The organism is Burkholderia sp. LMU1-1-1.1 (assembly GCF_040675865.1).
GTDB lineage: Bacteria > Pseudomonadota > Gammaproteobacteria > Burkholderiales > Burkholderiaceae_D > Rugamonas.
The window spans coordinates 378,272-402,711 of the sequence record NZ_JBEGHG010000001.1; the positions used below are offsets into that span (position 1 = coordinate 378,272).

Consider the following 24,440-nt stretch of genomic DNA (forward strand, 5'->3'; position numbering starts at 1 on the left):
CGAGAATCCAAAAGCGTCAGCACGTTGCGAAAATATTTTTATTGGACGCGAACGATCAGCTGAAAACAGCCACATAGCGGCCATACCGCGTCAGCTTCACGGGCAGCGCGGCGGCCACCTGCAGCAGCGCGCTATCGATGTCGTCGAGACGGAATACGCCGCTGATCTGCTGCGTCGCGGCTTTGCCGCTGGCGCGCAGCAACCCGGTGCGATAGCGGCCGAAGACCTCCAGCAGTTCCGCCAGCGAAAGGCGGTCGGCGACGAAAACGCCGCGCGTCCAGGCGCTGGCGGCAGCGAAGGACAGCTCGCTGGCCCTGGCGCCGTGGCGATCGAAATAGAAAGTCTGGCCGGCCTCGATCGGCACGGCGGCCCGTCCCGCAGGCCGCAGCAGCACGCTGCCCGCCCCCACCGACACCACGCTACGCTCGCGCAGCCGGCCGACATTGAGTACCGAGCCACTGGAGACAACGGTTCCGTGCGTGGTGGAGACGGTTAGGATGCCGGCCGATTGGGGAGAAGACTTCAACAGTAGTTGCCCCTGCCGCAAATCCAGCACAGGGGCGGCAGCGCTGCCCGCAAGGTAGATACGGCTGTCCGCATCGTAGGTCAATGGCGTGCCGTCGGCCAAAGCCCCGACGCCACGCTCGCCCACGGCGCTGCGCCAGTCGGCGTCCAGCCCCAGTCCATGGGCGCCCTCGCGCGCGCCCCACGCGCCGACACCCAGCGCCAGCAAGCCGAAGGCGGCACGCAATGCACGCCGTCGTTCCGTCGACGGCGCCCGCAACGCACGCGCCATCGCCACGCCGCGCGATCCGCCGCCCATTTGCGCCAGCCGCTCCTGCAACGCGTCCCAGGCATCCGCGTTGTCCGCCGTGGCGCCGCGCCAGCGCTCGAACGCGCGCAGCTCCGCGTCATCTGCGTCGCCTTCGCGCAACCGCACCTCCCACATCACCGCCTGTCGTTGCGGAGACGCCGCCGCAGCCATCACGCGCAGTCGCAACAGGCCATCAGGGCCTGCGCGACGTATTTGCGAACCATGCTCACGGACACACCCAGGCGCTGCGCGATCTCGGCATACCCCAGCTCCTCGAACTGGCTGAGTATGAACGCCTCGCGCGCCTTGGCGCTGACGCGCTCCAACGCCGCGTCGATGCGCAGCAGTTCGTCGACCGCCAGGCACACTTCCTCCGGCGAGGCGTCGAACTGTTCGGGCACCAGCGCAAGCTCGGCCAGATAATCGCGCTCCAGATCGCGCCGGCGCCAGAACTCGTAGGTCAGGCGCCGCGCGATGGTCGTCAGCAGCGCGCGCGGCTGGCGGATATGGCCCACGTCATCGAGTCCGGCCAGTTCGGTGAAGGCCGACGCGGCCAGGTCCTCGGCATCGTTGCGCGAGCCGACTAGCCGCTGCATGCTGGCGGTCAGCCAACCGTAGCTGCGGCGGAATTCACTGCCCAGGAAAGTGTCGCGCGTGGCGGAAGCGAAGGAAACGGTACTCATGGCCGCCAATATAAACGGGCGGCTTGCGTAATAAAACGAACAATTCCGATCTAGCTTATTCGGAAATCAGCCAACGCTTGATCGTCGAGAACATCTGCTCGACGTCGATGGGCTTGGCGATGAAGTCGTCCATGCCGGCGGCGATGCACTGCTCGCGCTCGGACTCCATCACCCCGGCCGTCATGGCGATCACCGGCATTTGCAGGTGCAGCTCCTCGCGTATCAGGCGCGTGGCGGTAAAACCGTCCATCACCGGCATCTGCACGTCCATCAGCACCAGATCAAAGCGCTCGCCGCGCAGCAGCTCCACCGCCAGCGCGCCGTTTTCAGCCAAGGCCACCACCGCCCCGGCCTGTTCAAGGATGCCTTTGGCGACGTTCTGATTGATGGGATTGTCCTCGACCAGCAGCAGCCGAACACCCGCCAGCTCCGGCGAAGGCGACGCCTCCGCCGTGCCGGCGGCGCCCGACTCCCGTTGCGAGAGCGCCGTCTGTACCGCGTCGAACAGGTTGGAGGACGTCACCGGCTTGGTCAGATAGGCCGAGGTGGAGACCTCCGCCATTTCCTCAATCACCTTGCCGCGGCCATAAGCGCTGACCATGCAAATCACCGGCACGCTGGAATCGGCCATCTGCGACTGGATCGCCTTGATCGTCTCGACCCCGTCCATGCCGGGCATATGCCAATCGACCAGCACCACGTCGTAGACGGCGCCACCGCGCAAACGCTCCAGCGCCTCCGGTCCGGACGCCACACTGTCGCAACCCCAGTTCCTGGCTTCGATGGTCTTGCAGATGAACGAGCGGCTGGTGTGGTTGTCGTCCACCACCAACAGGCGCAGACCGGCGGCCGCCGCGCGCAGGGCCGACGCCGGGGTCTCGTCGCCGGCCATCATCGGCAGCGTGAAGCGGAACTCGCTGCCGACGCCGGGCGTGCTGCGCGCCTCGATATCGCCACCCAGCAGTTCGACCAGCCCTTTGGAGATGGTCAGTCCCAGGCCGGTGCCGCCGAAGCGCCGCGTGGTCGACAGGTCGCCTTGCGTAAAGGGCGAGAACAAGCGCGCCAGCTGCTCCTCGTTCATACCGATGCCGGTGTCGCGCACGATGAAACCCAGGGTGGGCGGCAGCGGCGCCACCAGTTCGACCAGCACCGACACCTCACCCCTCTCGGTGAACTTGATCGCGTTGCCAGCCAGGTTGACCAGCACCTGCTGCAAGCGCAACGCGTCGCCCACCAGCGCGCGCGGCACATCGGGTTCGACGCCGATGCACAATTCCAGATCCTTGTCGCCGGCGCTGACGCTCATGATGGCCGCCAGCGCGTGCAGCACCTCGTCCAGATTGAAGCGCACCGGATGCATTTCCACCTTCCCCGCCTGCATCTTGGAGAAATCGAGGATGTCGTTCAGGATGCCCAGCAGCGACTGGCCGGACGCCCGTATCATTTCCAGATAGCGGGCCTGCTCCGGCGACAGCCCGGTGGTGCCCAGCAGATGGGCCATGCCCAGCACCGCGTTCATCGGCGTGCGCAGCTCATGGCTCATATTGGCGACGAAAACGTCCTTGGCCGCGTTGGCGGTCTGCGCCTGCTTCACCGCCGATTGCAGCTGGAGCGTGCGCTGCTCGATCAGGTTTTCCAGGTGATGGCGGTAGCGCAGCAATTCCGCTTCGACCGCGCGCAGTGTCACGATGGCGTCTTCGGCTTCGCGGAAACTCAGGCGCTGGGGCGGCGTCGGCATGCCGCCTTTGCCGGCCAGCCTGACCACGGCGGACGACAAGGCGCTGACGGAACCGGCGATATTGCGCGCGAAGTACCACGCCACGCCGAAGCCGGTGGCCAACAGCACCAGCAGGAAAACGGTGATCCATTTGATCGACGCCAGCATCTCCGAGAGCACCACGCTTCGCGGCACGCCGATGACGACGGCCCAATTGCTGGTCACCGAGCGGCTGAACATCGAATACACTGGAATACCTTCGAGCGTGACCGCCTCGATCGCGTCCTCCAGCTTGAGAGGCAGCTTCGCCAGCAGCGACGGCGAGCCCTTATGGCCGACGAACCTGGCCGCTTCGTGCGTGCGTGCGACCACCACGCCGGTCGAATCGAGGATGGCGATGACCCGGTCCGGCGGCAGCCGCTGCTCCTTGAGCACCTGTCCCAGACGCTCCGGAACGTAGGCGGTCGAGATAACGTAGAGGACCTTGTCTCCGCGCAGCACCGGCACGTGGATCGCCACCAGCGGCCGTTTGAGCGCGCCGCCGATGAACAAGTCGGAGATCACCGGTTTGCCGGTATCGAACACCTTGGTGATCCGCTCGGCGCTGCCGGGATCGGGCAGCAACGGTCCGTAGGGCCGCACGGTATTCATCAACTGCACCGAATCGCGGTCGCTCAGGACGAAATTAAAACCCGGGAATTCGGGACGCAGCGCGCCGGCAGCCTGCTTGTAGAAGGCGGCGATGTCGCCGCTATCGAGACTGGGCGAGTTGGCCATTGCCAGCGCCACGGTGATGCCGGTGTTCAGATCCCGGTCCACCGCCTGGATCAGCGCGCGCGCGGTGATCAGGGTGTCCTGCTGGATCTGGGTGCGCTCCCGCTCGTAAAAATTATCGGTCAGCAGCGCGAACCCGATGATGGCAGGTAATGCACAGGCCCAAACCAGACTATAAATCTGCGATCGGATGGTCGGCAACGTGGCCACATACCCCTGGTTCCCACGTTCCTGCGCCATAAAAGTCCTTCCTGACCGGTGTCTTACTCAGGAAGAAACTTTATCACAACCCCAGCGTGCTCCCCAAGCGCAATACGGCGGCGATGTTGCGCGCCGACACGCGCACATTGCGCGCCGCGTCGGCCAGCGCCTGCTCGACCGAGCACGGACGGCTGACCGCGCCGAAGACGGCGTCTATCCCGTGCTCGTGCACCGCCGCCGCGCCGGGCGCCAGACAGCCGGCGATGGCGATCACCGGCACACCGTGGCGCCGCGCCACCCGCGCCACGCCGACCGGCGTTTTGCCGTGGATGGTCTGGCTGTCGATGCGGCCTTCGCCGGTGAGCACCAGATCGGCGTCCGCCACGGCGGCGTCCAGGCCCACGGCGGCGGTGACGATCTCGCTGCCGGGACGCAACCGGCCGCCGAGGAACACCAGCATCGCCGCGCCGATGCCGCCGCCCGCGCCGGCGCCGGGCACCTCGGCCACCGGCCGCTCCAGATCGCGGGCGATGATGTCGGCGTAGTGGCGCAAGCCGGCGTCCAGCAGTTCGACCATCTCCGGCGTCGCGCCTTTTTGCGGCCCGAAGATGTGCGAAGCACCCTGCGGCCCGACCAACGGATTACTGACGTCGCAGGCGACATCGAACACGCTATCGGCGATGCGGGCGTCGAGTCCCGACAGGTCGATCCTGGCCAGCGTCGCCAGCGCGCCGCCGCCCGGCGCCAGGTCCTCGCCCGCGCCGTCCAGCAGGCGTCCGCCCAAGGCTTGCAGCATGCCGGCGCCGCCGTCGTTGGTGGCGCTGCCGCCGATCCCCAGCACGAAGCGCCGGGCGCCCGCGTCGAGCGCGTCGCGTATCAATTCGCCGGTGCCGTAACTGGTGGTGCGCATCGGATCGCGCAGCGCCGCCGGCACCAGTTCCAGGCCGCTGGCGGCGGCCATCTCGATCACCGCCGTCTGGCCGTCGCCCATCATGCCGTAGAACGCCGATACCGGCTCGCCCAGCGGACCGCGCACGCGCAGTTCGACCAGGCGCCCGCCGCTGGCGTCGATCATGGCCTGCACGGTGCCCTCGCCGCCGTCGGCCACCGGCACCTTCAGGTACTCGGCGTCGGGAAAGATCTCGCGGAAGCCGGCCTCGATCTCGGTGGCGACGGCCATCGCCGACAGGCTCTCTTTGTACGAGTCAGGCGCTATGACGATTTTCATCGGTACTCCCATCATCGGTTGACCAGCTTGGCCGGCACACGCAGCACCAGTATCGCACCAAGCAGCATCACGCTCGACAGAATATACAACGCCACATCGGTGCTCTGGGTCGCGTCCTTGATCCAGCCGACCAGGAACGGACTGACGAAACCGGCGATCTGGCCCAGCGAATTGATCAGCGCCAGACCACCCGCCGCCGCCGCGCTGCCCAGGAAGGCCGCCGGCAGCGCCCAGAACATCGACAACGCCGCCAGCGCGCCCATGGTCGCCATGCTCAGGCCGGCGATGACGATCACCGGATTGCTGGAGAAGTTGGCCGCCAAGGTCAGGCCGACCAGCCCCATCAGCATCGGCGCGGTGACATGCCAGCGGCGCTCGCCGTGGCGGTCGGCCGAACGCCCGGCCCAAATCATGAAGACGGCGGCGAACAGATACGGCACCGCGCTCAGCCAGCCGACCGTCACCGCGCTCTGGTAGCCGAGCGACTTGATGATCGACGGCAGCCAGAAATTGATCGCATACACGCCCATCTGGATACAGAAGTAAATCACGCCCAGCATCCACACGTTACCGTTGCGCAGCACGTCGCCGAACGACTGGCCGACCGTGCTGGTGGACTGGCGCTGCTTTTCATCGGCCGCCAGCGCGTCCAGCATCGCGCGCTTCTCGTCGGCGTTGAGCCATTTGGCCTGCGAAATGCCATCGTTCAGATAGAAATACACGCCTATGCCGAGCAGCACGGTCGGCACGCCCTGCAGCAGGAACAGCCACTGCCAGCCCATCATGCCCCCCTGGCCGGCCGAAAAGTGCGCCAGCATCCAGCCCGACAGCGGACCGCCGATCAGGCCGGAGATCGGAATCGCCGACATGAACAGCGCCATCACCTGGCCGCGTTTCTGCGACGGGAACCAATGGGTAAAGTACAGCACCATGCCCGGGAAGAAGCCTGCCTCGGCCACACCGGTGAAGAAGCGCAGCACATAGAACGACAACGGCGTCGTCACGAACAGCATGCAGGCGGACAAAGCGCCCCACGCCACCATCATCACCGCGATCCAGCGCCGCGCGCCCAGCTTATGAAGGATGAGGTTGCTCGGCACGCCGCTCAGCACGTAACCGATGAAGAAAATGCCGGCGCCGAGGCCGTAGACGGTGTTGCTCAGCTTGAGCGCGTCGAGCATTTCCAGCTTGGCGAAGCCGACGTTGACGCGGTCGAGGTAGTTAAAGAAGTAGCAGACGAAGATAAACGGTATCAGATGCCACGTCGCCTTTTTGTACGCCCGCTCGAGGACGGATACCGCAGGCTGTCGCGCGGCGATGGACGGATTGCTCATTCCAGGTCTCCAAAGTTTTTATAGTGGAGCTGATTATCTGGAATAGCCCACAAAAAAACATCGGCCAAACGCACGAGAATCGGTCGCTTGCGGCGGAGATTATTGGGCACTTGCACAAATATTACCGCAATAAAAGGTTAAAATCGCCCTCATCCTTGGGAAATTACTACAATAGAAACGACCATGAGCATATTAAGCACCCAGCTGGCGCAGGACATCGTCACGCGCACGATGAAAATCATCCCCTACAACGTCAACGTGATGGATGTCAGCGGCAGCATCATCGCCAGCGGCAATCCGGCGCGTATCGGCGAGCTGCACACGGGGGCGATGCTGGCATTGGCCAAGAAACTCGCCGTCGAGATCGACAGCGCCAGCGCGCGCAACATGCACGGCGCCCAGCCCGGCATCAACCTGCCGCTGACGGTCAACGGCCAGCTGTGCGGCGCGGTCGGCCTGAGCGGCGCGCCGGACGAGGTCCGACAATTCGGCGAGCTGGTGCGCCTGACGGCCGAGATGATCCTGGAACAGGCGCAGCTGGCCGGTGAACTGCAGCGCGACAGCCGCTACCGCGAAGCCTTCGTCCTCAAACTGATCAACGATGACAACGCCGACCATGCGGGGCTGGAAGCGTGGGCGCGACGGCTGGGCGTGGATTTCGGCCGTCCGCACCTGGTCTTCGTGCTCGAGGTGGACGACAAGGCAAGCGTCGAAGCGCTGACCGAAATCCAGCGCCTGCAAATGCGCATGATGACGCGCCAGCCGGCGGCGCTGACGGCGGCGGCCAGTTCGCATGAAATGGTCATCCTCGACTTTTACGATGCGCCGGGAGCCGCCAAAACCGAGGCGCCCGGCCAGCCCCAGGATGCCCAGGCGTGGGCGCAAAAGCGCCTGCAATCGCTCTCCGCCATGCTAAAAGAGGAAGGCGGCGACGCCCATACCCTGACGATGGGCATCGCCCTGACCGGTATTGAAGGGGTCGCCATCTCCTACCAAAGCGCGCGCACGGCATCCCGGATCGGCCGCGCGCGCCAGCCGCGCGGCACCCGCTTCAGCTACTACGAGCAGGCGCTGCCGGTGCTACTCTCCGGGCTCGGCTCGGGCTGGCAAGCGGCGCAACTGAAGCTGCCGATCGCCCGGCTGCGCGCGCAGGACAAAAACAAGGAACTACTACAGCGCACGCTCGACGCCTGGTTCACGCACGACGGCCACCCGGCCGCCACGGCCGAAGCGCTGCACATCCACCGCAACACGCTCGACTACCGGCTGCGCCGCATCGGCGAGATCACCGGCCTCGACCTGGGGCGGCTGGAAGACCGTTTCCTGCTGTACGTCTCCGCGCTGCTCACCGACAGATAAAACCCGGGGGTCAAGTCTGACATTCGGACACGGCCTGATCAGTCACAGATAAACCGCGGGGTCAAGTCTGGCATTCGGACACGGACTGGTCAGTCATGCGGGTTATTGCAACAAAGCAAATCATTAATTCATATCAAGTTCCTGTATCATTTGGCGGCGCCGCGATCCGGCGCGAGGGGCAGCCCCCCACACCACAGACACAGACAAACACAAAAATAAATGGAGCCCAATTTTGAGCCTTTTTAGAACGAAGAATCTGGATGACATGATCGCCAACTCCCGCAAACCGGGCGGCTTGGCCAAGGTGCTTGGTCCCTTCGACCTGATATTGATGGGCATCGGCGCCATCGTCGGCACCGGCATCTTCGTGCTGACCGGCACCGGCGCCGTCACCGCCGGTCCCGCCCTGACCTTGTCGTTCATCGTCGCCGCCGTCGCCTGCGGCTTCGCCGCGCTGTGTTATGCCGAATTCGCCTCCACCGTGCCGGTCGCCGGCTCGATCTACACCTACACCTACGCCACCCTGGGCGAACTGGCCGCCTGGATGATAGGCTGGGACTTGCTGCTCGAATACGGACTGGCGACGTCGGCCGTGTCGGTCGGCTGGTCGGGCTACTTCCAGTCGCTGATCGCCGGCTTCGGCTGGAAGCTGCCGACGGTGCTGACGGCCGCGCCCGGCGCCGTGCCCGGCGTCACCACCTGGATCAACCTGCCGGCGCTGTGCATCATGCTGATCCTGACGGCCATGCTAAGCTGGGGCGTGCGCGAATCGGCCCGCCTGAACAACATCATGGTCGCCATCAAAGTCGGCGTGGTGCTGCTGTTCATCGCGGTCGGCTCGCGCCACGTGCAACCGTCCAACTGGCAGCCTTTCATGCCTTACGGCTATAACGGCATGCTGAGCGCGGCCGCGCTGGTGTTCTTCGCCTTCATCGGCTTCGACGCGGTGACGTCGGCCGCCGAGGAAGTCAAGCGTCCCGAGCGCGACCTGCCGATCGGCATCATCGGCTCGCTGGCGGCGTGCACGATCCTGTATGTGGTGGTGTCGGCGATCATGACCGGCATCGTGCCTTACCAGCAATTCCTCGGCATCGACCATCCGGTCTCGCTAGCGCTCAAGTATGCGGGTGAAAACTGGGTCGCCGGATTCGTCGACCTCGGCGCCATCCTCGGCATGACCACGGTGATCCTGGTGATGGCTTACGGCCAAACCCGCGTGATCTACGCCATGTCGCGCGACGGCCTGCTGCCGAAGCGCCTGTCGACGGTGCATCCGCGTTTCCATACGCCGTACTTCGCGACCTGGCTGGTGGGTATTGTGTTCGGCCTGATAGCCGCCGTCGTGCCGCTGAATATCCTGACTGAGTTGATCAATATCGGTACCTTGGCCGCGTTCAGCCTGGTGGCGATCGCCGTGGTTATCCTGCGCAAGAAGCGTCCCGATCTGAAGCGCGCATTCCGTTGCCCTGGCGTGCCGGTGATTCCCGCGCTGGCGGTGATCTTCTGCGTCATGCTGATGACTTACCTGAGCTGGCATACCTGGGTCGCGTTCGTCATCTGGATGGCGATCGGGTTGCTGATTTACTTTGGTTACGCGCGTAAGCATTCGGTGATGAATTAGAGGCGCAGTTACCCAGATGCACGTCGGAAACACGTAGGGCGGATTAGCGAAGCGTCACTGGCCTGATGTAGATTTCAGATACCGCTGATCGGACGCAAAAAATCCGGCGCGACCACTTGGCCGCGCCGGATTTTTTTCCATCTACCCCTCCATTAATTCACGGTCAATTTCCCCGTCCCCGCATTACTCAACACCGAAGCCTTCACCGCCGATGCCCCCAGCGGAGAATACGAATAAGGCACGGTCCAACCGACAGCATTGCTGAAGCTGCACGCACCGGCCACATTCAACGCGCTACCGTTTAACAACGACCCCGTATCGACAATCGCGCCGGTCTTGCTCGACGAACCGGGATTCTTGACGATGTCCGGGCAGCTGCTCGCACCGGCGATCTCGAACGCGTTATTGGTCGAAATCACCTTGGCCAGGTAAGCCACGCCAATGCTGTACTGATGCTTGTACACCGGATGGCTACGCGAACCCTCGAAGTAGTTGTTGTAGACGTGAACCTTACCGAAACGCACACGCGGCGCGCGGTCGCTGATGTTCAGGTAGTGGTTGTTGTTGAAGGTAACGGTCAAATGGCCATCGTCCGTGGTCCGGCTATCGGAAGAACCCACCAGGTTGTTCTTCGCGTGCAGCTCGAAACGGTTGTTCGACACCGTCACGTAGTCCGAGGCGTTCTTGACATCCAACGCGCCGTCGTGGCATTGCTTAAGCATGCCGTTCTCGGTCGGCAACTGGTCATCGGTCTTGGGCGCGTCGGTGAAGACATTGTGATCGACCCAGACATTGGTCGACGCCAGGATGGTAATGCCGTCATACTCCGAGTTCCAGTTGCCGTTGGCGCCATCTTCCGGATCCCACAATGGATATTTATCGCACGGCAGGCTGATGTTCAAGTTGCGAACGATAACGTTCTTTTTGCCGTTGATCACCAGGTTGGCATTGACCAGCTTGGCATCGCTGCCCACGCCGATCAAGGTGGTGTTGCTGCCCAACTTGATCTGCAGACGCGCGGCCTGGTCGTCCTTGCTGGTGTACGGGCCGCCGTTGTCCGACGAGGTCGGGTCGATCGTGCCATACAGTTTGATGATCTTGGGATTGTCGCCCTGTGCCTTGATCGCCTGCATCAGCTGCGAGGCCGAGCTGACCTTGTAGATCGCGGTCGATGGCGCGGCCGCGCCGCCGGTGGTGCCGCCGTTGGTGCCGGCCCAGCCCGATGCCGGCGCCGATTGATACGTGGCGTCGCCCGGAGTCGGCGTTGGCGTTGGTGTCGGCGTCGGCGTTGGAGTCGGGGTAGGCGTCGGAGTCGGAGTCGGAGTCGGCGTGGGTGTCGGGGTTGGCGTCGACGACAGCGGACCAACCGCGCACTTCTCGTTGACGCCAGGATTCGGATCGGAGCCGAAGGTCGCCGTGGTGCAAGCCACGTCGCCCGACAAGGTTTTGATCACCCACTTGTCCTTCAGGCCGAAGGACACTTGCCGGCTGCTGGCGCCGGCCTTGCACATCCCGCCCTCATCGGCGCATTTCGAAAAGCCGCTCGGCCAATCGACGGCGTGGGCGCTGGTGGAAAACAGCGCTGCCAGCGCCGCACACATTACGGAATATTTTGGTGCCATGATTTGTCTCCTAACGGGTTAGTTACGGGCCCTCGAACAGGCCACTTGAAATGAACGACTGCAACAGACCGCGCCCGGGGAGAAGTCTTGGCGCCACCGTGGTAGCCTGGGGGACAGGCTAAAGGGAACGCCCCCTGTCATAGCGGGGCGTGGATTACTTCAATGGTGTTAGTCGACGGTCAGCTTGCCGGTGCCCGCGTTGCTCAGCACGGAGGCCTTCACCGCCGACGCCGCCATCGGCGACGCGGTGTAAGGAACCGTCCAGCCGACCGCGTTGCTCTGGCTGCACGCCCCGGCCACATTCAACGGATTGCCGTTCAACAGGGAACCGGTGTCGGTGATCGCGCCCGGTTTGCTGGACGAGCCGGGATTCTTGACGATGTCCGGGCAGCTGCTGGCGCCGGCGATCTCGAACGCGTTGTTGCTCGAGATGATCTTGGCTTTATAGGCGACGCCGATGCTGTACTGGTGCTTGTAGATCGCGTGCGTGCGCGAACCCTGGAAGTAGTTGTTATAAATGTGCACCTTGCCGAAGCGCACGCGCGGCGCCCGCTCGCCAACGTTCAGATAGTGGTTATTGTTGAACGTCACCGTCAGGTGGCCATCGTCGGCGGTCCTGTCATCGCTCGATCCGATCAGGTTGTTCTTCTCGTGCAGCTCGAAACGGTTGTTCGACACCGTCACATAATCCGACGCGTTCTTGACGTCGAGCGCACCGTCGTGGCACTGCTTGATCTTGCCGTTCTCGATCGGCAACTTGTCATCCGTCTTGGGCGCGTCGGTGAAAACGTTGTGATCGACCCAGACGTTGGTCGAGGCCAGGATGGTCACGCCGTCGTACTCCGAGTTCCAGTTGCCGGCGCTGCCATCGTTCGGGTCCCACACCGGGAACAGATCGCACGGCAGATTGATGTTCAGGTTGCGGATGATGACGTTCTTCTTGCCGTTGACGACCAAGTTGGCGTTGACCAGCTTGGCGTCGCTGCCCACGCCGATCAAGGTGGTGTTGCTGCCCAACTTGATTTCCAGCCGCGCCTTTTGATCGGCCACGCTTTTGTACGGGCCGCCGTTGTCGGTATCGGTCGGATCGATGGTGCCGTACAGTTTGATGATCTTCGGATTGTCGCCCTGCGCCTTGAGCGCGTCCACCAGTTGCCGGGCGGAGCTGACCTTGTAGATGGCGGTCGCCGGCGCGGCCGCGCCGCCGGTGGTGCCGCCGTTGGTGCCGGCAAAGCCGGTGGTCGGGGCCTTGTCGAACGTGGCGTCGGCGGCAAACGCGCCGGTGGAGCAAATTGCCGCTAGCGCGGCGCATAACAGTGAATATTTTGGTGCCATGGGTCTGTCCTTAATGGTCGGGTGTCGGACCTTTAAATAGGTCGCTTATATCATTCACTGAGCATTCAAAAAGATGCCAGAATGAAAACTAAGATTAGCAGCCTGTGCTGGCTGATACCTGAGCCATCGAAATAATCAAGCGCTTGATTATTTACAATGTCGTCCGATATCGTATGACTGGCCGTGGCTGTCTATCGGGAATAACTCGATTTGCTGTGCAGCAGTACTGCGCCCGGGAGGAGTGTGGCGCCGCCGTGATAAGCCCTTGATTATAAAAGGCTTAAAGTCACACCCCGGGGTGGCCGGGGCGCTTGGGGAAGCTCTTGAGGGCTTGGATAAGGCTGAAGATTTCCCTAGAGAAATCATATCTCAATCGCAAGGGGTATGACAAGTCAAGTTTTTCAGTAGTTGTTTTTTTGAGAACACCGCCTTGCAGAGTGCAATCCGCGAACGGGTTCGGAGGCTAGCTGACGACGAAACCCAGCTCGCGAAGGAAGTTGGCCGCCTGCGCGTGCGAGATCACGGCACCCTTGAACATGCCGGCGTCGGCCAGCTTTACGCCCTCGATGTCGGTTCCGCGCAAGTCCGCGCCCTGGAACTTGGCCAGCTTCAACACCGCATTGCGCAAACTGCCCCCTTCAAACACGGCGTCGCGGAAGTCGCAGCCGGCCAGATAGGCGTCGGACAAATCCAGTTCCTTCAAGGTCGCCTTGCGGAACGAAAAGCCGCGCATGTCTGCCCCTACCAGCAGGCTCTCCTCGAAATGTATGCCCAGATGGGACACCTCCTCGAACGACGCGCCGGTCAGCTTGCAACCGCGATACGATGCCGAGGCCAGTTTGGCACGCCGCCACTTGGTGTTGTTCAGGTCGCAACCTTCGAATCGCGCATCGACGGCGTCGACCGATTCGAAATCGGCGCCACCGGCCCGGCAACGCAGCCACGTGGTGCGGGCCAGCTTGCAAGCGAACAATATGGAGCCGAGAAAAGTGCAGCGCTCGAAGGTGCAGCCCTGCAAATCGAGCCGCGACAGATCGGCGTCGTCGAAAGTGCAGCCGTCGAAGGTGCTTACCGATTGCGACAAATGCTGTTCAAGTTCCGCCCTGTCGAGCGTCTCGCCGGAAACCGTGGAGTTGTTATGTATCATCAGCAAGAATTTTATCAGAAGCGAACGCATGAAACGTGATATCGACATCATCCGCCAACTCGACGACACCGAGGACGCCATCAAGCGCGCCCGGCTGCGCACCATGCAGGCGGTCGCGCTGGGGTTGCTGGTGCTCGCCGCCCTGCTGTTCGCGCTGGCGCGCTCGCAACACGGCGGCCATCCCGCCTGGGGCTATCTGGAGGCGTTCTCCGAGGCGGCCATGGTGGGCGCCATCGCCGACTGGTTCGCCGTCACGGCGCTGTTCCGCCATCCGCTGGGCATTCCGCTGTGGCACACGGCCATCATCCCCAACAGCAAGGACAGCATCGGCAAAAGCCTGGGCAATTTCGTCGAAAACCATTTCATCACCGAGGAAGGCATCGCCCAGCGCATCCGCCAGGTCGATATCGCCGGCCGGGCCGGCCGCTACATGCAGACCAACGCCGCGCAACTGAGCGCCTGGGTCGGGCCGGCGCTGGAAAAGCTGCTGCACATGGCCGACCACGACAAGATCCGCCGCATGCTGCGCGAGGTCGCCACGCGGGAACTGGCGCGCATCGACCTGTCCGGGCTGGCAGGCGATTGCGTCGAGGCGCTGGTCGCCGAAGACCAGCCGCAACAGCTGGTGGATGCCGCGCTCGACCAGTTCGTCGTCTACCTGTCCGATCCGGCCAACCACCCGGCCATCGAGGCGATGGTGCAAAGCGCCGTGAACACGGAAAGCTCGTTGCTCAAGTATGCGTTGCGCAAGGCCATGCCCAGGATTATCCGTTCGTCGACCGAAAAAGTGGCGGAGATGCGGCTCGACCGCTCGCACGAATTGCGCCAGCGACTGGGCGGGTGGATCGCCAACAGCGCACTGCGGCTCAAGGGCGATCCGGCCTGGCAGGAGGCCATCGGCCGCTACCAGCAACAGGCGCTGACCAGCGACACGGTGCAGCATATGTTCGACGGCATCTGGGATACCTTGCGCGCGCGCCTGCTGGACGACCTGCGCAGCAAGACGCCGAGCATTCCCGCCAGCGCCCAACGGCTGGTCGAGAACGCCGGCAAGATGCTGACCGACAATCCGGCGGTCGGCGACAGCCTGAATCGCGCGATCGAGGCCGGCAGCGCGCAGTTGGTTAAAAAATATCGTGGCGAGGTCGGCCTGTTCATCGAGGCGCAACTGGCCACGTGGACCAAGGAGGAAATGAGCAACCGGATCGAGCTGTCGATCGGGCGCGACTTGCAGTTTATTCGCATCAACGGCACCCTGGTCGGTGGGCTGGTGGGCGTGGCAATCCATTTCATCGTCACGTTGTTTTGATGGGTATTGCCAAACACCAACGGAACGTGCATCCTGATGCAATACAAACTGCTACGCCGGAACCATGATCACTTGCTTTGACATCGGTGGCAGCGCCATCAAATCCGCCGCCGCCAGCGCCGACGGTCAAATCGGCGAACTGCGCCGCGTTCCCACACCCGCGCACGACTTCGCCGCCTTCAGCGCCGCCATGAAGGATCTGATCGCCGCCGGCGGGCCTTCACGCGGCGTGGCCATCTCCATCGCCGGCGTCATCGATCCCGCCGACGGCCGCATCAAATGCGCCAACATCCCCTGCATCGACGGCCGCACGCTGGCCGCCGACCTCGCCGCCGAACTGGACCTGCCGGTCTGGATCGCCAACGACGCCGACTGCTTCGCGCTGGCCGAGGCGCAGGCCGGCGCGGGACGCGGCCACGCCAACGTCTTCGGCCTGATCCTCGGCACTGGCGTCGGCGGCGGCCTGGTCATCGACGGCCGCCTGATCGGCGGCCCGGGCGGCTTCGCCGGCGAATGGGGACACGGCCCGGTCTCCCCCCACTTCGCCGGCACGCCGCCGCAAGCGATTCCGCGCTTCGCCTGCGGCTGCGGCCAGACCGGCTGCCTGGACGCCATCGGCGGCGCGCGAGGACTCGAGCGCGTGCACGCCGCGCTCCATCCCGGCGCCTCGCCGCTCGACAGCCGGCAAATCATCGACGCCTGGCAGGACGGCGACGCCAACGCCGCCCGCACCATCGACTGCTTCGTCGACATTCTCTCCGGCCCGCTGGCGATGCTGGTCAACACCATCGGCGCGTCCGTGCTGCCGGTCGGCGGCGGCCTGTCCAACAGCGCGCCACTGATCGCCATGCTCGATCAGGCGGTGCGCGCGCGCATCCTGCGCAAGACCGACGCCGCCATCATCGTGCAAGGGTTGTCCGGCGCCGAGCCGGGATTGATCGGCGCCGCCTGGCTCGGACTCGCCGAATCGAAAAAGCACCATGACTGATCCCGCCGCCATCACGCTGGAAGTGTGCGTCGACAACGTCGAAGGCCTGTCGGCGGCGATAGCGGGCGGCGCCGACCGCATCGAGCTATGCGGCGCACTGGAGGTCGGCGGCCTGACGCCCACTTCCGGCCTGCTGCGCGTGGCGGCGGCCAGTCCGCTGCCGGTGGTGGCGATGATACGTCCGCGCGGCGGCGACTTCTGTTTCGACGACGTCGAAATCCAGCTGATGCTCAACGAGATCGACGCGGTGGCCGCCATCGGCCTGCAAGGCGTGGTGCTCGGCGCCTCGCTGCGCAACGGCGAGCTGGATCACCGGACGCTGGAACGGCTGGTGCGGCGCGCCCGAGACCACGGCTTGGAAGCCACCCTGCACCGGGCCATCGACCTGTGTCCCGACCTCGCGGCGGCGACCAGGCTGGCGATCGACCTGGGTTTCGCGCGCATTCTCACCTCCGGCGGCGCGCCCAGGGCGCTGGAGGGCCTGGGCGGCTTGCAGCGCTGCTTCGACGCCGCCGGCGACCGCATCACCATCATGCCCGGCGCCGGCATCAGCGCCGACAATGTATACAGGCTGCTCGACAAGCTGCCGGTGCGGGAAGTGCATGCCTCCTGTTCGGCGCCGGTCGCGGCCAGCACGCCGCCGGTGCTGGCGTTCGGCTTCGACACCGGCGGGCGGCGGCAGACCAGCGTGGCAAGGGTCGCGGCGCTGAAAGCCGCGCTGCACTCCAAATAATGTGCTTACGCGCCGAACCGCTCCGCTTGAAACGTGCCGCGCTTTGTGTGACACTCGTGACTATTGATGTGAAACCGGTTCCGCTTTTCAGGTTGGAGCACACTGTTTGACGTTCGACCCCACGCTCCTCGCGCCCTATCTCCCCGACCTCGCGGCCGGCGCACGCCTGACGGCGCTCGCCTGCGCGCTTGCCCTCGCCGGCGGACTGGCGCTGGGTGTGATCGTCGCCCTGCTGCGGGCCTCGGCCGCCCCGCTTACGCGCCGCCTGGCCGACATCTACGTCGATATCTTCCGCAACGTCCCCTTCATCGTCCAGCTGTTCTTCCTGTTCTACGGCCTGCCGGAACTCGGCATTGAGCTCAACGCCTTCAGCACCGGTGTGCTGGCGCTGTCGCTGGCCGGGAGCGCCTTCACGTCGGACGTTATCCGATCCGGCATCCTCGCCATCGATCCGGGCGTGATCGAAGCGGCGCAGGTCAGCGGCCTGTCGCGCCGCGTCATCTACCAAAAGATCGTGCTGCCGATCGCCTTGCGCACGTCGGTGCGGCCGCTCGGTTCCGTCTTCGTCAACCTGATCCTGACGTCGTCCATCCTGTCGGCGATCACCCTCAACGAATTGACCGGCGCCGCCAAGATCGTCGCCGCCGACACCTTCGCGCCGTTCGAAGTCTACGCCCTGCTGCTGGTGGCCTACGTCACGCTGACCTATCTGGTCTCGCTGACGGCCGGCGCGCTGCACCGCCGCCTGAACCGCGAACGCGCGCTGGGTGCCAATTGATGCGCTACACCGACTTCACCGTCCATGACATCCTGTTGCTGCTGCAAGGCGCGGGCGTCTCGGTCGCGCTGTTCGCCGCCACCACCGCCATCGGCCTGATGATCGGGCTAACCTGGGCGGTGCTGCGCTATTACCGCACGCCGGTGCTGGCGCCCTTCTTCGCCGCCATGGCGGAACTGCTAAAGAACTCGCCGGTGTTGGTGCAGCTGTTCCTCGTCTTCTTTGGCCTGCCGGTGCTGCTGGAAACCGACATCACGCCGGTGCAGGCGGCAGTCATCACCTTGTCCGGCAACACGGCGGCCTTCATCTACGTCATCGCCGTCTCCGCGATCGAATCGATAGGCCGCGAGCAGCTGGAGACCGCGCGCGTGTTCGGCTTGAGCCGCTGGCAGATTCTGCGCAAGGTCGTCGCCCCGCAGGCGGCGGCCTTCGGCCTCGGACCGCTGACCGGATTGCTGGTCAACCAGCTGCAGGTGACGTCGCTGATCTCGGTGATCGGCGTGCTCGATCTGACCAAGGTCGGCGCCATCCTGAACCTGCGCACGCTCAAACCGTTCATCGTCTGGACGGTGGTCGGCCTGCTGTACTACCTGATGGCCAAGTTGATCGCCACCACCTGCGCGCGTCTGGAAACCCGGCTGCGCGCCCACAGCCAATGGAAAGGCCTGTAGCATGATTGAGATCGAAGGCGTCGGCAAGAGCTTCGGCCAGACCAAGGTGCTGGACGGGGTAAACCTGCGCGTCGCGCCGGGGGAAGTGGTGTCCATACTGGGCGCCAGCGGTTCGGGCAAGTCCACGCTGATCCGCTGCATCAACGGCCTGGAAAAGCTGGACAAGGGCAGCATCTCCATCGACGGCTTCCGCGTCGACGATCCCAAACAACTGCAACAAGCACGCCGCTGCTCGGGCACCGTGTTCCAGCTGTTCCACCTGTACCCGCACATGACGGCGCTGCAAAACATCACGCTGGCGCCTGTCGAAGTGCTGAAGGTGCCACGGCGCGAAGCCGAAGACGCCGCGCGCGAGCTGCTGGCCTCCGTCGGCCTGTCCGAGCGCGCCAACGCCTATCCCGCGCAACTGTCCGGCGGCCAACGCCAACGCGTCGGCATCTGCCGCGCGCTCGCCATGAAGCCGCGCTACCTGCTGCTCGACGAGGTCACCAGCGCGCTCGATCCGGAGATGACCGCGGAGGTGCTGGACATACTCGCCAAGCTGGCGGCCGCCGGCACGACCATGCTGTTCGTCACCCACGAAATCGACTTCGCGCGCCAGATCTCCAGCCGCATCGTATTCCTTGAACAGGGCCGCCTGCTGGCCGACCTGCCGACGGCGGAATTCTTCGCCGCCGACGGCGGACTAGCGCATCCGCGCATCGCCCAATTCCTCTCCAAGATGAAGAAAGACCATTGATGAAAATGCTACTCGCCAATGCCGAGGCCTGGCCCGGATTCGACACCACCGTCGATCTGCTCAAACAAGACGGCGCAGGCATCGACGCCATGATCGCCGGCATCGCCAAGGTCGAACGCGAAGCCAAGGTGCGCAGCGTCGGCTACGGCGGCTGGCCCAATATGCTGGGCGAGATGGAGTTCGACGCCGGCGTCATGGACGGCACCACGCGCGACGTCGGCGCGGTCGGCGCCGTGCCGGCCACGTTGCCGGTGTCCGCGCTCGCGCGCGAGGTGATGAAGCACCTGCCGCACGTGATGCTGACCGGCGCCGGCGCGCGCCGCTTCGCCACCGAGCGTGGATTCGCCATCGACGACACGCTGCACCCCGACAGCAAGCGCGTCTGGTGGGAACGTCTTCAGAAGGAAATGACGCCGCAGCAGCTGGCCGCCTTCCCGGACATTCCCCTCGCCCCGCTCAGTAACACCATCACCGATCCGGAACGGGTTCGCGACACCACCGTTTTCCTGGCCCGGGACGCCTCCCGGGGTCTGGGCGTGGTGACGTCGACCTCCGGCTGGGCGTGGAAGTATCCGGGCCGGCTGGGCGACTCGCCCATCGTCGGCGCCGGGTTCTATGCCGACAGCCGATACGGCGCCGCCGCCTGCACCCACACCGGCGAGATGACGATGCGCTGCGGGACCTCGCGCAGCATCGTGCTGGCGCTGCGGCTCGGGCACTCGCTGGACGACGCCGTCAAGCTGGCGGTGGAGGAACTGGGCGAGTTGAAGACGGGCTTCCTGGCGGGAGTTGTCATCCACGCCATGGACGCCGTGGGCAATCACAAGGTCGTCAGCTTCCGCTGCGATGAAGAGATACGTTACTGGTATTGGGACGAACGCATGGCCGCGCCGGAACTGCGCGTCGCCAGCGCCGCTTGAGCCAAATAAGCTAAAAAGGGAATCAATATGCCGCAATTGAAACGCATCGCCGCAATCGCCGTCCTGGCCATGATCGCCGGTTCCGCCGTGGCCGGCCGCATCGAGGAGATCAAAGCGCGCGGCTACGTGCGGATCGGCGTCTCGCTCGGCGGCGAGCCGGTCGGATTCCGCAACGGGAAGAATGAGCCGGTCGGCTACGACGTCGATGTCGCCACGCAGCTCGCGGCCAAGCTGGGAGTGCCGGCGCGGTTCTCGGACGTCTCGGCGGACGCGCGCATCTCGATGCTGATGTCGAAGCAGCTCGACCTGGTCGTAGCCAATGTATCGATCACGCCGCAGCGCGCGCGCGTGGTCGACTTTTCGAAGCCCTACAACATGGCCGGGCTACGCGTGATCGTTCAGAAAAGCGCCGGTATCAAGACGCTGGCCGATTTAAAGGGCAAAAGCGTGGTGGTTGGTCGCGGCACCACGGCGGACGCCTTCCTGAAGCAGTCGGCGCCGCAAGCCGTGTTTGTGTACACCGACAATTTCGCGCCGGACGGCGTGCTGCTGCTCAAGCAAAAGCGCGTTGACGCCGGGATAGAGGATTCGTCGCTGCTCGACTACCTCGCCAGCAAGAACGACCAGTTGGAAGTCCTGCCGGGTATCCACGGCCAGACCCCGATCGGCATCGCCATGGCCAAGGGCGACCCGGAGCTGCTCAAGTTCGTCAACGGTTTTGTCGGGGATTACGTCAAGACGGGGGCCTACGCCCAGAACTACCGCAAGTGGTGGGGCGAGAAAAGCGTGCCGCCGGCGTTGTAGTCATCGACGGCACATACATGGCGGATTACGCTTCGCTAATCCGCCCTACGTGGAACCGCGGCGAAATCGCGTTCAACGAACATGCCACACACCCGGCAACGCGGCGGCCGCGCCGCGGATCAAACATCCAAACCACATTCAACGACCCTACCGCGCACCGGACGGACGCGGCGCCCACGCGACGCACCAACATCTAAAACACGTAGGGCGGATTAGCGAAGCGTAATCCGTCAAGCTCCGCCAATATCGCTTCCGCGCTGCCCCAATTCGCGCACATGTGGCCTAACCCACAGACAATCCCCCCGGATATTCCTACGATCACACCAGGAGTATCGCCCTCAATGAAAAAGTACCGCAAAGAACATTTCGATCCAGCCAACACCAGGCGTCTACTCGAGCCAGGGCCGGTCGTGCTCGTCACCTCCGCGTGGAAAGACCAAACCAATATCATGACCATGGGCTGGCACATGATGATCGGCTTTTCCCCCGCCCTGTTCGGCTGCTACATCGACGAAAGCAACCACAGCTACGACATGGTCGCCCACAGCAAGGAATGCGTGATCAATCTGCCAACCGCCGAACTGCTGGAACAGGTGATCGGCATCGGCAACTGCAGCGGCGCCGACACCGACAAATTCAGCCTCTTCGGCCTGACGAAGGAAGCCGCGACCGACGTCGCCGCCCCCATGATCGCCGAATGCTACGCCAGCTTCGAATGCCGCCTGGCCAACGCCCAGCCTAATCCCAACCACCCGCTGTTCGTCTGGGAAATCGTGCGCGCCCACGTCGCCAAATCCCCCAAACTGCCGAAAACCCTGCACTACCGGGGCGACGGCGAATTCATGATCTCCGGCCGCGAGGTGAATACCCTGCGCCAGTTCCCCAACCAGACCCGGTGAAGAAGTCTCGTCGTTCCACCGCCACCAAGGAGACCGCGTGAACACCAACCACTGGTTCCTGCTGGTCGGCCTGCTGATGCTGGCGCGCGGCCTGGCCGCGACCACCATCTCGCGCTCGCCGTTCACATCGGCGATGGTCTATCTCGGCTTCGGTATCGTGCTCGGACCGACCGTGTTCAACATCCTCGACTTCGACCCGATGCAGCAGTCGGATCTGCTGGAGGTGCTGACCGAAATCGCCATCCTGATCTCGCTGTTCTCGGCCGGGATCAAGATGCCCGTGCCGTTCAAGCTGCGCCACTGGGACGCGCCGCTGCGGCTGGCCTGGGTCTCGATGACCTTGACGGTGGCGCTGGTGGCGGCCTTTGGCTTCTTCGTCCTCGGCCTGCCGCTGGGCGCCGGCATCCTGTTGGGCGGCATCCTGGCGCCGACCGATCCGGTGCTGGCCACCGACGTCCAGGTCCGCCACGCGGGCGACAAGGACCAACTGCGTTTCACCCTCACCTGCGAAGCCGGCATGAACGACGGCAGCGCCTTCCCCTTCGTGTTCCTCGGCCTGGCCATGCTGGGCATGGGCGACGACACCGGCGCCTGGCACTGGCGCTGGTTCCTGGTCGACGTGGTTTGGGCCTCGGGCGCGGCGGTCGCCGTGGGCTACCTTGGCGGCGCGCTGACGGCGCGCCTCGGCTGGCGCCTGCGCATCATCAAGCCGCGGCACGAGATCATGGACGATCTGGTGGGATTGGGCTTGATCGCCGTGGTCTATGGCGTCTCGAGCCTGATCCACGCGTGGGGATTCCTGGCGGTGTTTTTCGCCGCCGTGGCGCTGCGCCAGACGGAGTTGGTGCTGGCCGGCGCGCCCAAGGACAGGCAAGGCATGCTGGAACAGGATGTGGCGAAATCGGCCGTTGCCAGGACCAGCGAGACGCACGAAGTGCCGATGACCGTGAGCACCGAGTCGCTGGTCTTCAAGGAGCACCTGGAGCGGCTGTCCGAGCTGACGCTGGTGCTGCTACTGGGCGGGATGATCTCGCTGCACAACATGGATTGGGACGCCGTCTGGATGGCCGGCTTCCTGTTCTTCATCGCGCGCCCGGCCAGCGTGTTCCTCGGCCTGGCCGGCAGCGACACCAGCATGCGACTGCGCTCGATGACCGCGTGGTTCGGCGTGCGCGGCATCGGTTCGATCTATTACCTGATGTACGCGATCGAACAGGGCTTGCCGCCGGACCTGGCACAGCGGCTGACCCACATTTCACTGTTCGTCATCATGCTGTCGATTGTGGTCCATGGTTTGAGCGTCAAACCGTTGATGGAAACCGTGTGGCCCCGACGCCAGTGAACAGCCGGCTCAAATCCCTTCCAGACTGAGGGCACGCACCGCGCTTCTCAGCAAGCCATGCAACCGCACCCGTTCCTCGTGATCCATGTCGGGGAACATCTGCATCTCCACTTCCCTCACCTTGCCGTCGCACTGCGCCAGAATCGCGTGCCCGGCATCGGTCAGCTGGATCTGGATGATGCGGCCATGCGACGGATCGGGCGTGCGTTCGATCCAGCCCTTGGCCTCGATCGACTTCACCATCTCGTTGGCGGACTGCGGCGACACCATCGTCCGCACCGCCAATTGCGCGTTCGACAGCGCCCCCTGCGCCCGGAACACCGACAACGCCGTGTACTGCGGCACCGTGACGCCGGCCGGCGCGCAGCAATCGCGCAGACGCTTGTTCAACACGTGATCCAGCCGCCCCACCAGGTAGGCCAGACCCAATGGTTTAGTGCTATCGGAAAAATCTGCTTTGACCATAAAATTTTCTTGTAAAACAAAAGAGGTGGGTATAGTATAAGTCACATATCAGGCAGCCTGATACTTAAATCTAAAGCTTAGCCCAAAGATCAGCCAACTAAAAGGAGACACATTGTATGTCCAAATATGAAGCCCGCTGGGAAACCGTCAAAGTCGATGTTGAAAAAGGTATCGGGTGGATCACCCTGAACCGCCCGGACAAGCGCAACGCCATGAGCCCGACCCTGAACCGCGAGATGATCGACGTTCTGGAAACGCTGGAACTGGACGAGGAAGCCCAAGTGGTCGTACTGACCGGCGCCGGCGACGCCTGGACCGCCGGCATGGACTTGAAAGAATACTTCCGCGAGAACGATGGCAAGCCCGAGATCTTCCAGGAGCGCCTGCGCCGCGACTGCTCGCAGTGGCAATGGAAGCTGCTGCGCATGTACAGCAAGCCGACCATCGCCATGGTCAACGGCTGGTGCTTCGGCGGCGCGTTCTCGCCGCTGGTCGCCTGCGACCTGGCCATCGCCGCCGACGAAGCGGTGTTCGGCCTGTCCGAGATCAACTGGGGCATCCCGCCCGGTAACCTGGTCAGCAAGGCCGTCGCCGACACCATGGGCCACCGCCAGGCGCTGCACTACATCATGACCGGCGACACCTTCACCGGCCAGGAAGCGGCCGCCATGGGCCTGATCAACAAGAGCGTGCCGCGCGCCCAACTGCGCGACGAAGTGGTCGCGCTGGCCGAAAAACTGCTGGCCAAGGCGCCGACGGTGCTGCGCATCGCCAAGAACGGCTTCAAGCGCTGCCGCGAACTGAATTGGGACCAGAACGAGGACTACCTGTACGCCAAGGTCGACCAGTCCAACTACCGCGATCCGGAAAAAGGTCGCGCCCAGGGCCTCAAGCAGTTCCTGGACGATAAGACGATCAAGCCAGGTCTGCAAACTTTCAAACGCGGCTAACCTCTAC

At 64.1% G+C, this 24,440-nt stretch carries 22 protein-coding genes; 13 read left to right on the forward strand and 9 right to left on the reverse strand.

All coding sequences use genetic code 11. The features are described from left to right. Positions 1–55: 55 nt before the first annotated feature. Genes MRBLMU1_RS01485 through MRBLMU1_RS01505 form a run of 5 tightly spaced genes read right to left on the reverse strand, consistent with a single transcriptional unit; the run spans position 56 to position 6,751 of the window. Positions 56–949, reverse strand: a complete 894-nt coding sequence (locus MRBLMU1_RS01485) for a DUF4880 domain-containing protein (protein WP_363496446.1) — start codon at positions 947–949, stop codon at positions 56–58. Between the two features lie 35 nt (positions 950–984). Next, complete coding sequence (locus tag MRBLMU1_RS01490; protein WP_363495941.1) at positions 985–1,497, reverse strand: sigma-70 family RNA polymerase sigma factor; 513 nt, start codon at positions 1,495–1,497, stop codon at positions 985–987. Between the two features lie 55 nt (positions 1,498–1,552). After that, positions 1,553–4,228, reverse strand: a complete 2,676-nt coding sequence (locus MRBLMU1_RS01495) for a hybrid sensor histidine kinase/response regulator (protein ID WP_363495944.1) — start codon at positions 4,226–4,228, stop codon at positions 1,553–1,555. 43 nt (positions 4,229–4,271) lie between these two features. Next, the gene (locus MRBLMU1_RS01500; protein ID WP_363495947.1) at positions 4,272–5,417 is read right to left on the reverse strand and encodes a glycerate kinase; all 1,146 of its coding nucleotides are present in this window, start codon (positions 5,415–5,417) and stop codon (positions 4,272–4,274) included. Between the two features lie 11 nt (positions 5,418–5,428). Beyond that, positions 5,429–6,751, reverse strand: coding sequence for an MFS transporter (locus tag MRBLMU1_RS01505; RefSeq protein ID WP_363495949.1), 1,323 nt, complete (start codon positions 6,749–6,751; stop codon positions 5,429–5,431). 183 nt (positions 6,752–6,934) lie between these two features. On the opposite strand from MRBLMU1_RS01505, the gene MRBLMU1_RS01510 reads away from it, so the two are divergent. Together MRBLMU1_RS01510 and MRBLMU1_RS01515 are read left to right on the forward strand one after the other, a co-directional pair. Beyond that, positions 6,935–8,110, forward strand: coding sequence for a sugar diacid recognition domain-containing protein (locus MRBLMU1_RS01510; protein ID WP_363495952.1), 1,176 nt, complete (start codon positions 6,935–6,937; stop codon positions 8,108–8,110). A 232-nt stretch (positions 8,111–8,342) separates the two neighbouring features. Next, a complete protein-coding gene (locus MRBLMU1_RS01515) occupies positions 8,343–9,731 on the forward strand; it encodes an amino acid permease (protein ID WP_363495955.1) in 1,389 nt (462 codons plus the stop codon). Between the two features lie 152 nt (positions 9,732–9,883). Here MRBLMU1_RS01515 and MRBLMU1_RS01520 read toward each other — a convergent pair whose 3' ends face one another. The 3 genes from MRBLMU1_RS01520 to MRBLMU1_RS01530 all read right to left on the reverse strand — a co-directional run bounded on the left by MRBLMU1_RS01520 (position 9,884) and on the right by MRBLMU1_RS01530 (position 13,835). Beyond that, the gene (locus MRBLMU1_RS01520; protein WP_363495958.1) at positions 9,884–11,353 is read right to left on the reverse strand and encodes a pectate lyase family protein; all 1,470 of its coding nucleotides are present in this window, start codon (positions 11,351–11,353) and stop codon (positions 9,884–9,886) included. A gap of 168 nt (positions 11,354–11,521) precedes the next feature. Continuing rightward, complete coding sequence (locus MRBLMU1_RS01525) at positions 11,522–12,688, reverse strand: pectate lyase family protein (RefSeq protein WP_363495961.1); 1,167 nt, start codon at positions 12,686–12,688, stop codon at positions 11,522–11,524. A gap of 463 nt (positions 12,689–13,151) precedes the next feature. Then, the gene (locus MRBLMU1_RS01530; protein ID WP_363496449.1) at positions 13,152–13,835 is read right to left on the reverse strand and encodes a pentapeptide repeat-containing protein; all 684 of its coding nucleotides are present in this window, start codon (positions 13,833–13,835) and stop codon (positions 13,152–13,154) included. A gap of 28 nt (positions 13,836–13,863) precedes the next feature. On the opposite strand from MRBLMU1_RS01530, the gene MRBLMU1_RS01535 reads away from it, so the two are divergent. From MRBLMU1_RS01535 to MRBLMU1_RS01580, 10 genes are all read left to right on the forward strand, one after another. Beyond that, on the forward strand, positions 13,864–15,144 hold the full coding sequence (locus tag MRBLMU1_RS01535; protein ID WP_363495964.1) for a DUF445 domain-containing protein: 1,281 nt from the start codon (positions 13,864–13,866) through the stop codon (positions 15,142–15,144). Between the two features lie 64 nt (positions 15,145–15,208). Further along, positions 15,209–16,132: an ROK family protein gene (locus MRBLMU1_RS01540; protein ID WP_363495967.1), complete on the forward strand. Its 924-nt coding sequence runs from the start codon at positions 15,209–15,211 to the stop codon at positions 16,130–16,132. Then, a complete protein-coding gene (locus tag MRBLMU1_RS01545) occupies positions 16,125–16,865 on the forward strand; it encodes a copper homeostasis protein CutC (RefSeq protein ID WP_363495970.1) in 741 nt (246 codons plus the stop codon). Before MRBLMU1_RS01540 ends, MRBLMU1_RS01545 begins: the two co-directional genes overlap by 8 nt. 106 nt (positions 16,866–16,971) lie before the next feature. After that, complete coding sequence (locus tag MRBLMU1_RS01550; RefSeq protein WP_363495973.1) at positions 16,972–17,643, forward strand: amino acid ABC transporter permease; 672 nt, start codon at positions 16,972–16,974, stop codon at positions 17,641–17,643. Further along, positions 17,643–18,314 (forward strand): amino acid ABC transporter permease, encoded by a 672-nt coding sequence (locus MRBLMU1_RS01555; protein WP_363495976.1) that lies wholly within the window; start codon positions 17,643–17,645, stop codon positions 18,312–18,314. The genes MRBLMU1_RS01550 and MRBLMU1_RS01555 overlap by 1 nt, the downstream gene beginning before the upstream one ends. Before the next feature lies 1 nt (position 18,315). Beyond that, the gene (locus MRBLMU1_RS01560; RefSeq protein WP_363495979.1) at positions 18,316–19,053 is read left to right on the forward strand and encodes an amino acid ABC transporter ATP-binding protein; all 738 of its coding nucleotides are present in this window, start codon (positions 18,316–18,318) and stop codon (positions 19,051–19,053) included. Continuing rightward, positions 19,053–19,973 carry an isoaspartyl peptidase/L-asparaginase gene (locus MRBLMU1_RS01565; RefSeq protein WP_363495982.1) on the forward strand — a complete coding sequence of 307 codons (921 nt, stop codon included), beginning with the start codon at positions 19,053–19,055 and terminating at the stop codon, positions 19,971–19,973. Before MRBLMU1_RS01560 ends, MRBLMU1_RS01565 begins: the two co-directional genes overlap by 1 nt. 27 nt (positions 19,974–20,000) lie before the next feature. Beyond that, positions 20,001–20,777, forward strand: a complete 777-nt coding sequence (locus MRBLMU1_RS01570; protein ID WP_363495985.1) for a transporter substrate-binding domain-containing protein — start codon at positions 20,001–20,003, stop codon at positions 20,775–20,777. 341 nt (positions 20,778–21,118) lie between these two features. Next, positions 21,119–21,676 (forward strand): flavin reductase family protein, encoded by a 558-nt coding sequence (locus MRBLMU1_RS01575; protein WP_363495988.1) that lies wholly within the window; start codon positions 21,119–21,121, stop codon positions 21,674–21,676. A 37-nt stretch (positions 21,677–21,713) separates the two neighbouring features. Further along, positions 21,714–23,018 (forward strand): cation:proton antiporter, encoded by a 1,305-nt coding sequence (locus tag MRBLMU1_RS01580; RefSeq protein WP_363495991.1) that lies wholly within the window; start codon positions 21,714–21,716, stop codon positions 23,016–23,018. Positions 23,019–23,027: 9 nt separating this feature from the next. On the opposite strand, the gene MRBLMU1_RS01585 is transcribed toward MRBLMU1_RS01580, so the two are convergent. After that, positions 23,028–23,483 (reverse strand): MarR family winged helix-turn-helix transcriptional regulator, encoded by a 456-nt coding sequence (locus MRBLMU1_RS01585; RefSeq protein ID WP_315216468.1) that lies wholly within the window; start codon positions 23,481–23,483, stop codon positions 23,028–23,030. A 116-nt stretch (positions 23,484–23,599) separates the two neighbouring features. On the opposite strand from MRBLMU1_RS01585, the gene MRBLMU1_RS01590 reads away from it, so the two are divergent. Continuing rightward, positions 23,600–24,433, forward strand: a complete 834-nt coding sequence (locus MRBLMU1_RS01590) for a p-hydroxycinnamoyl CoA hydratase/lyase (protein WP_315216465.1) — start codon at positions 23,600–23,602, stop codon at positions 24,431–24,433. Positions 24,434–24,440: the final 7 nt, after the last annotated feature.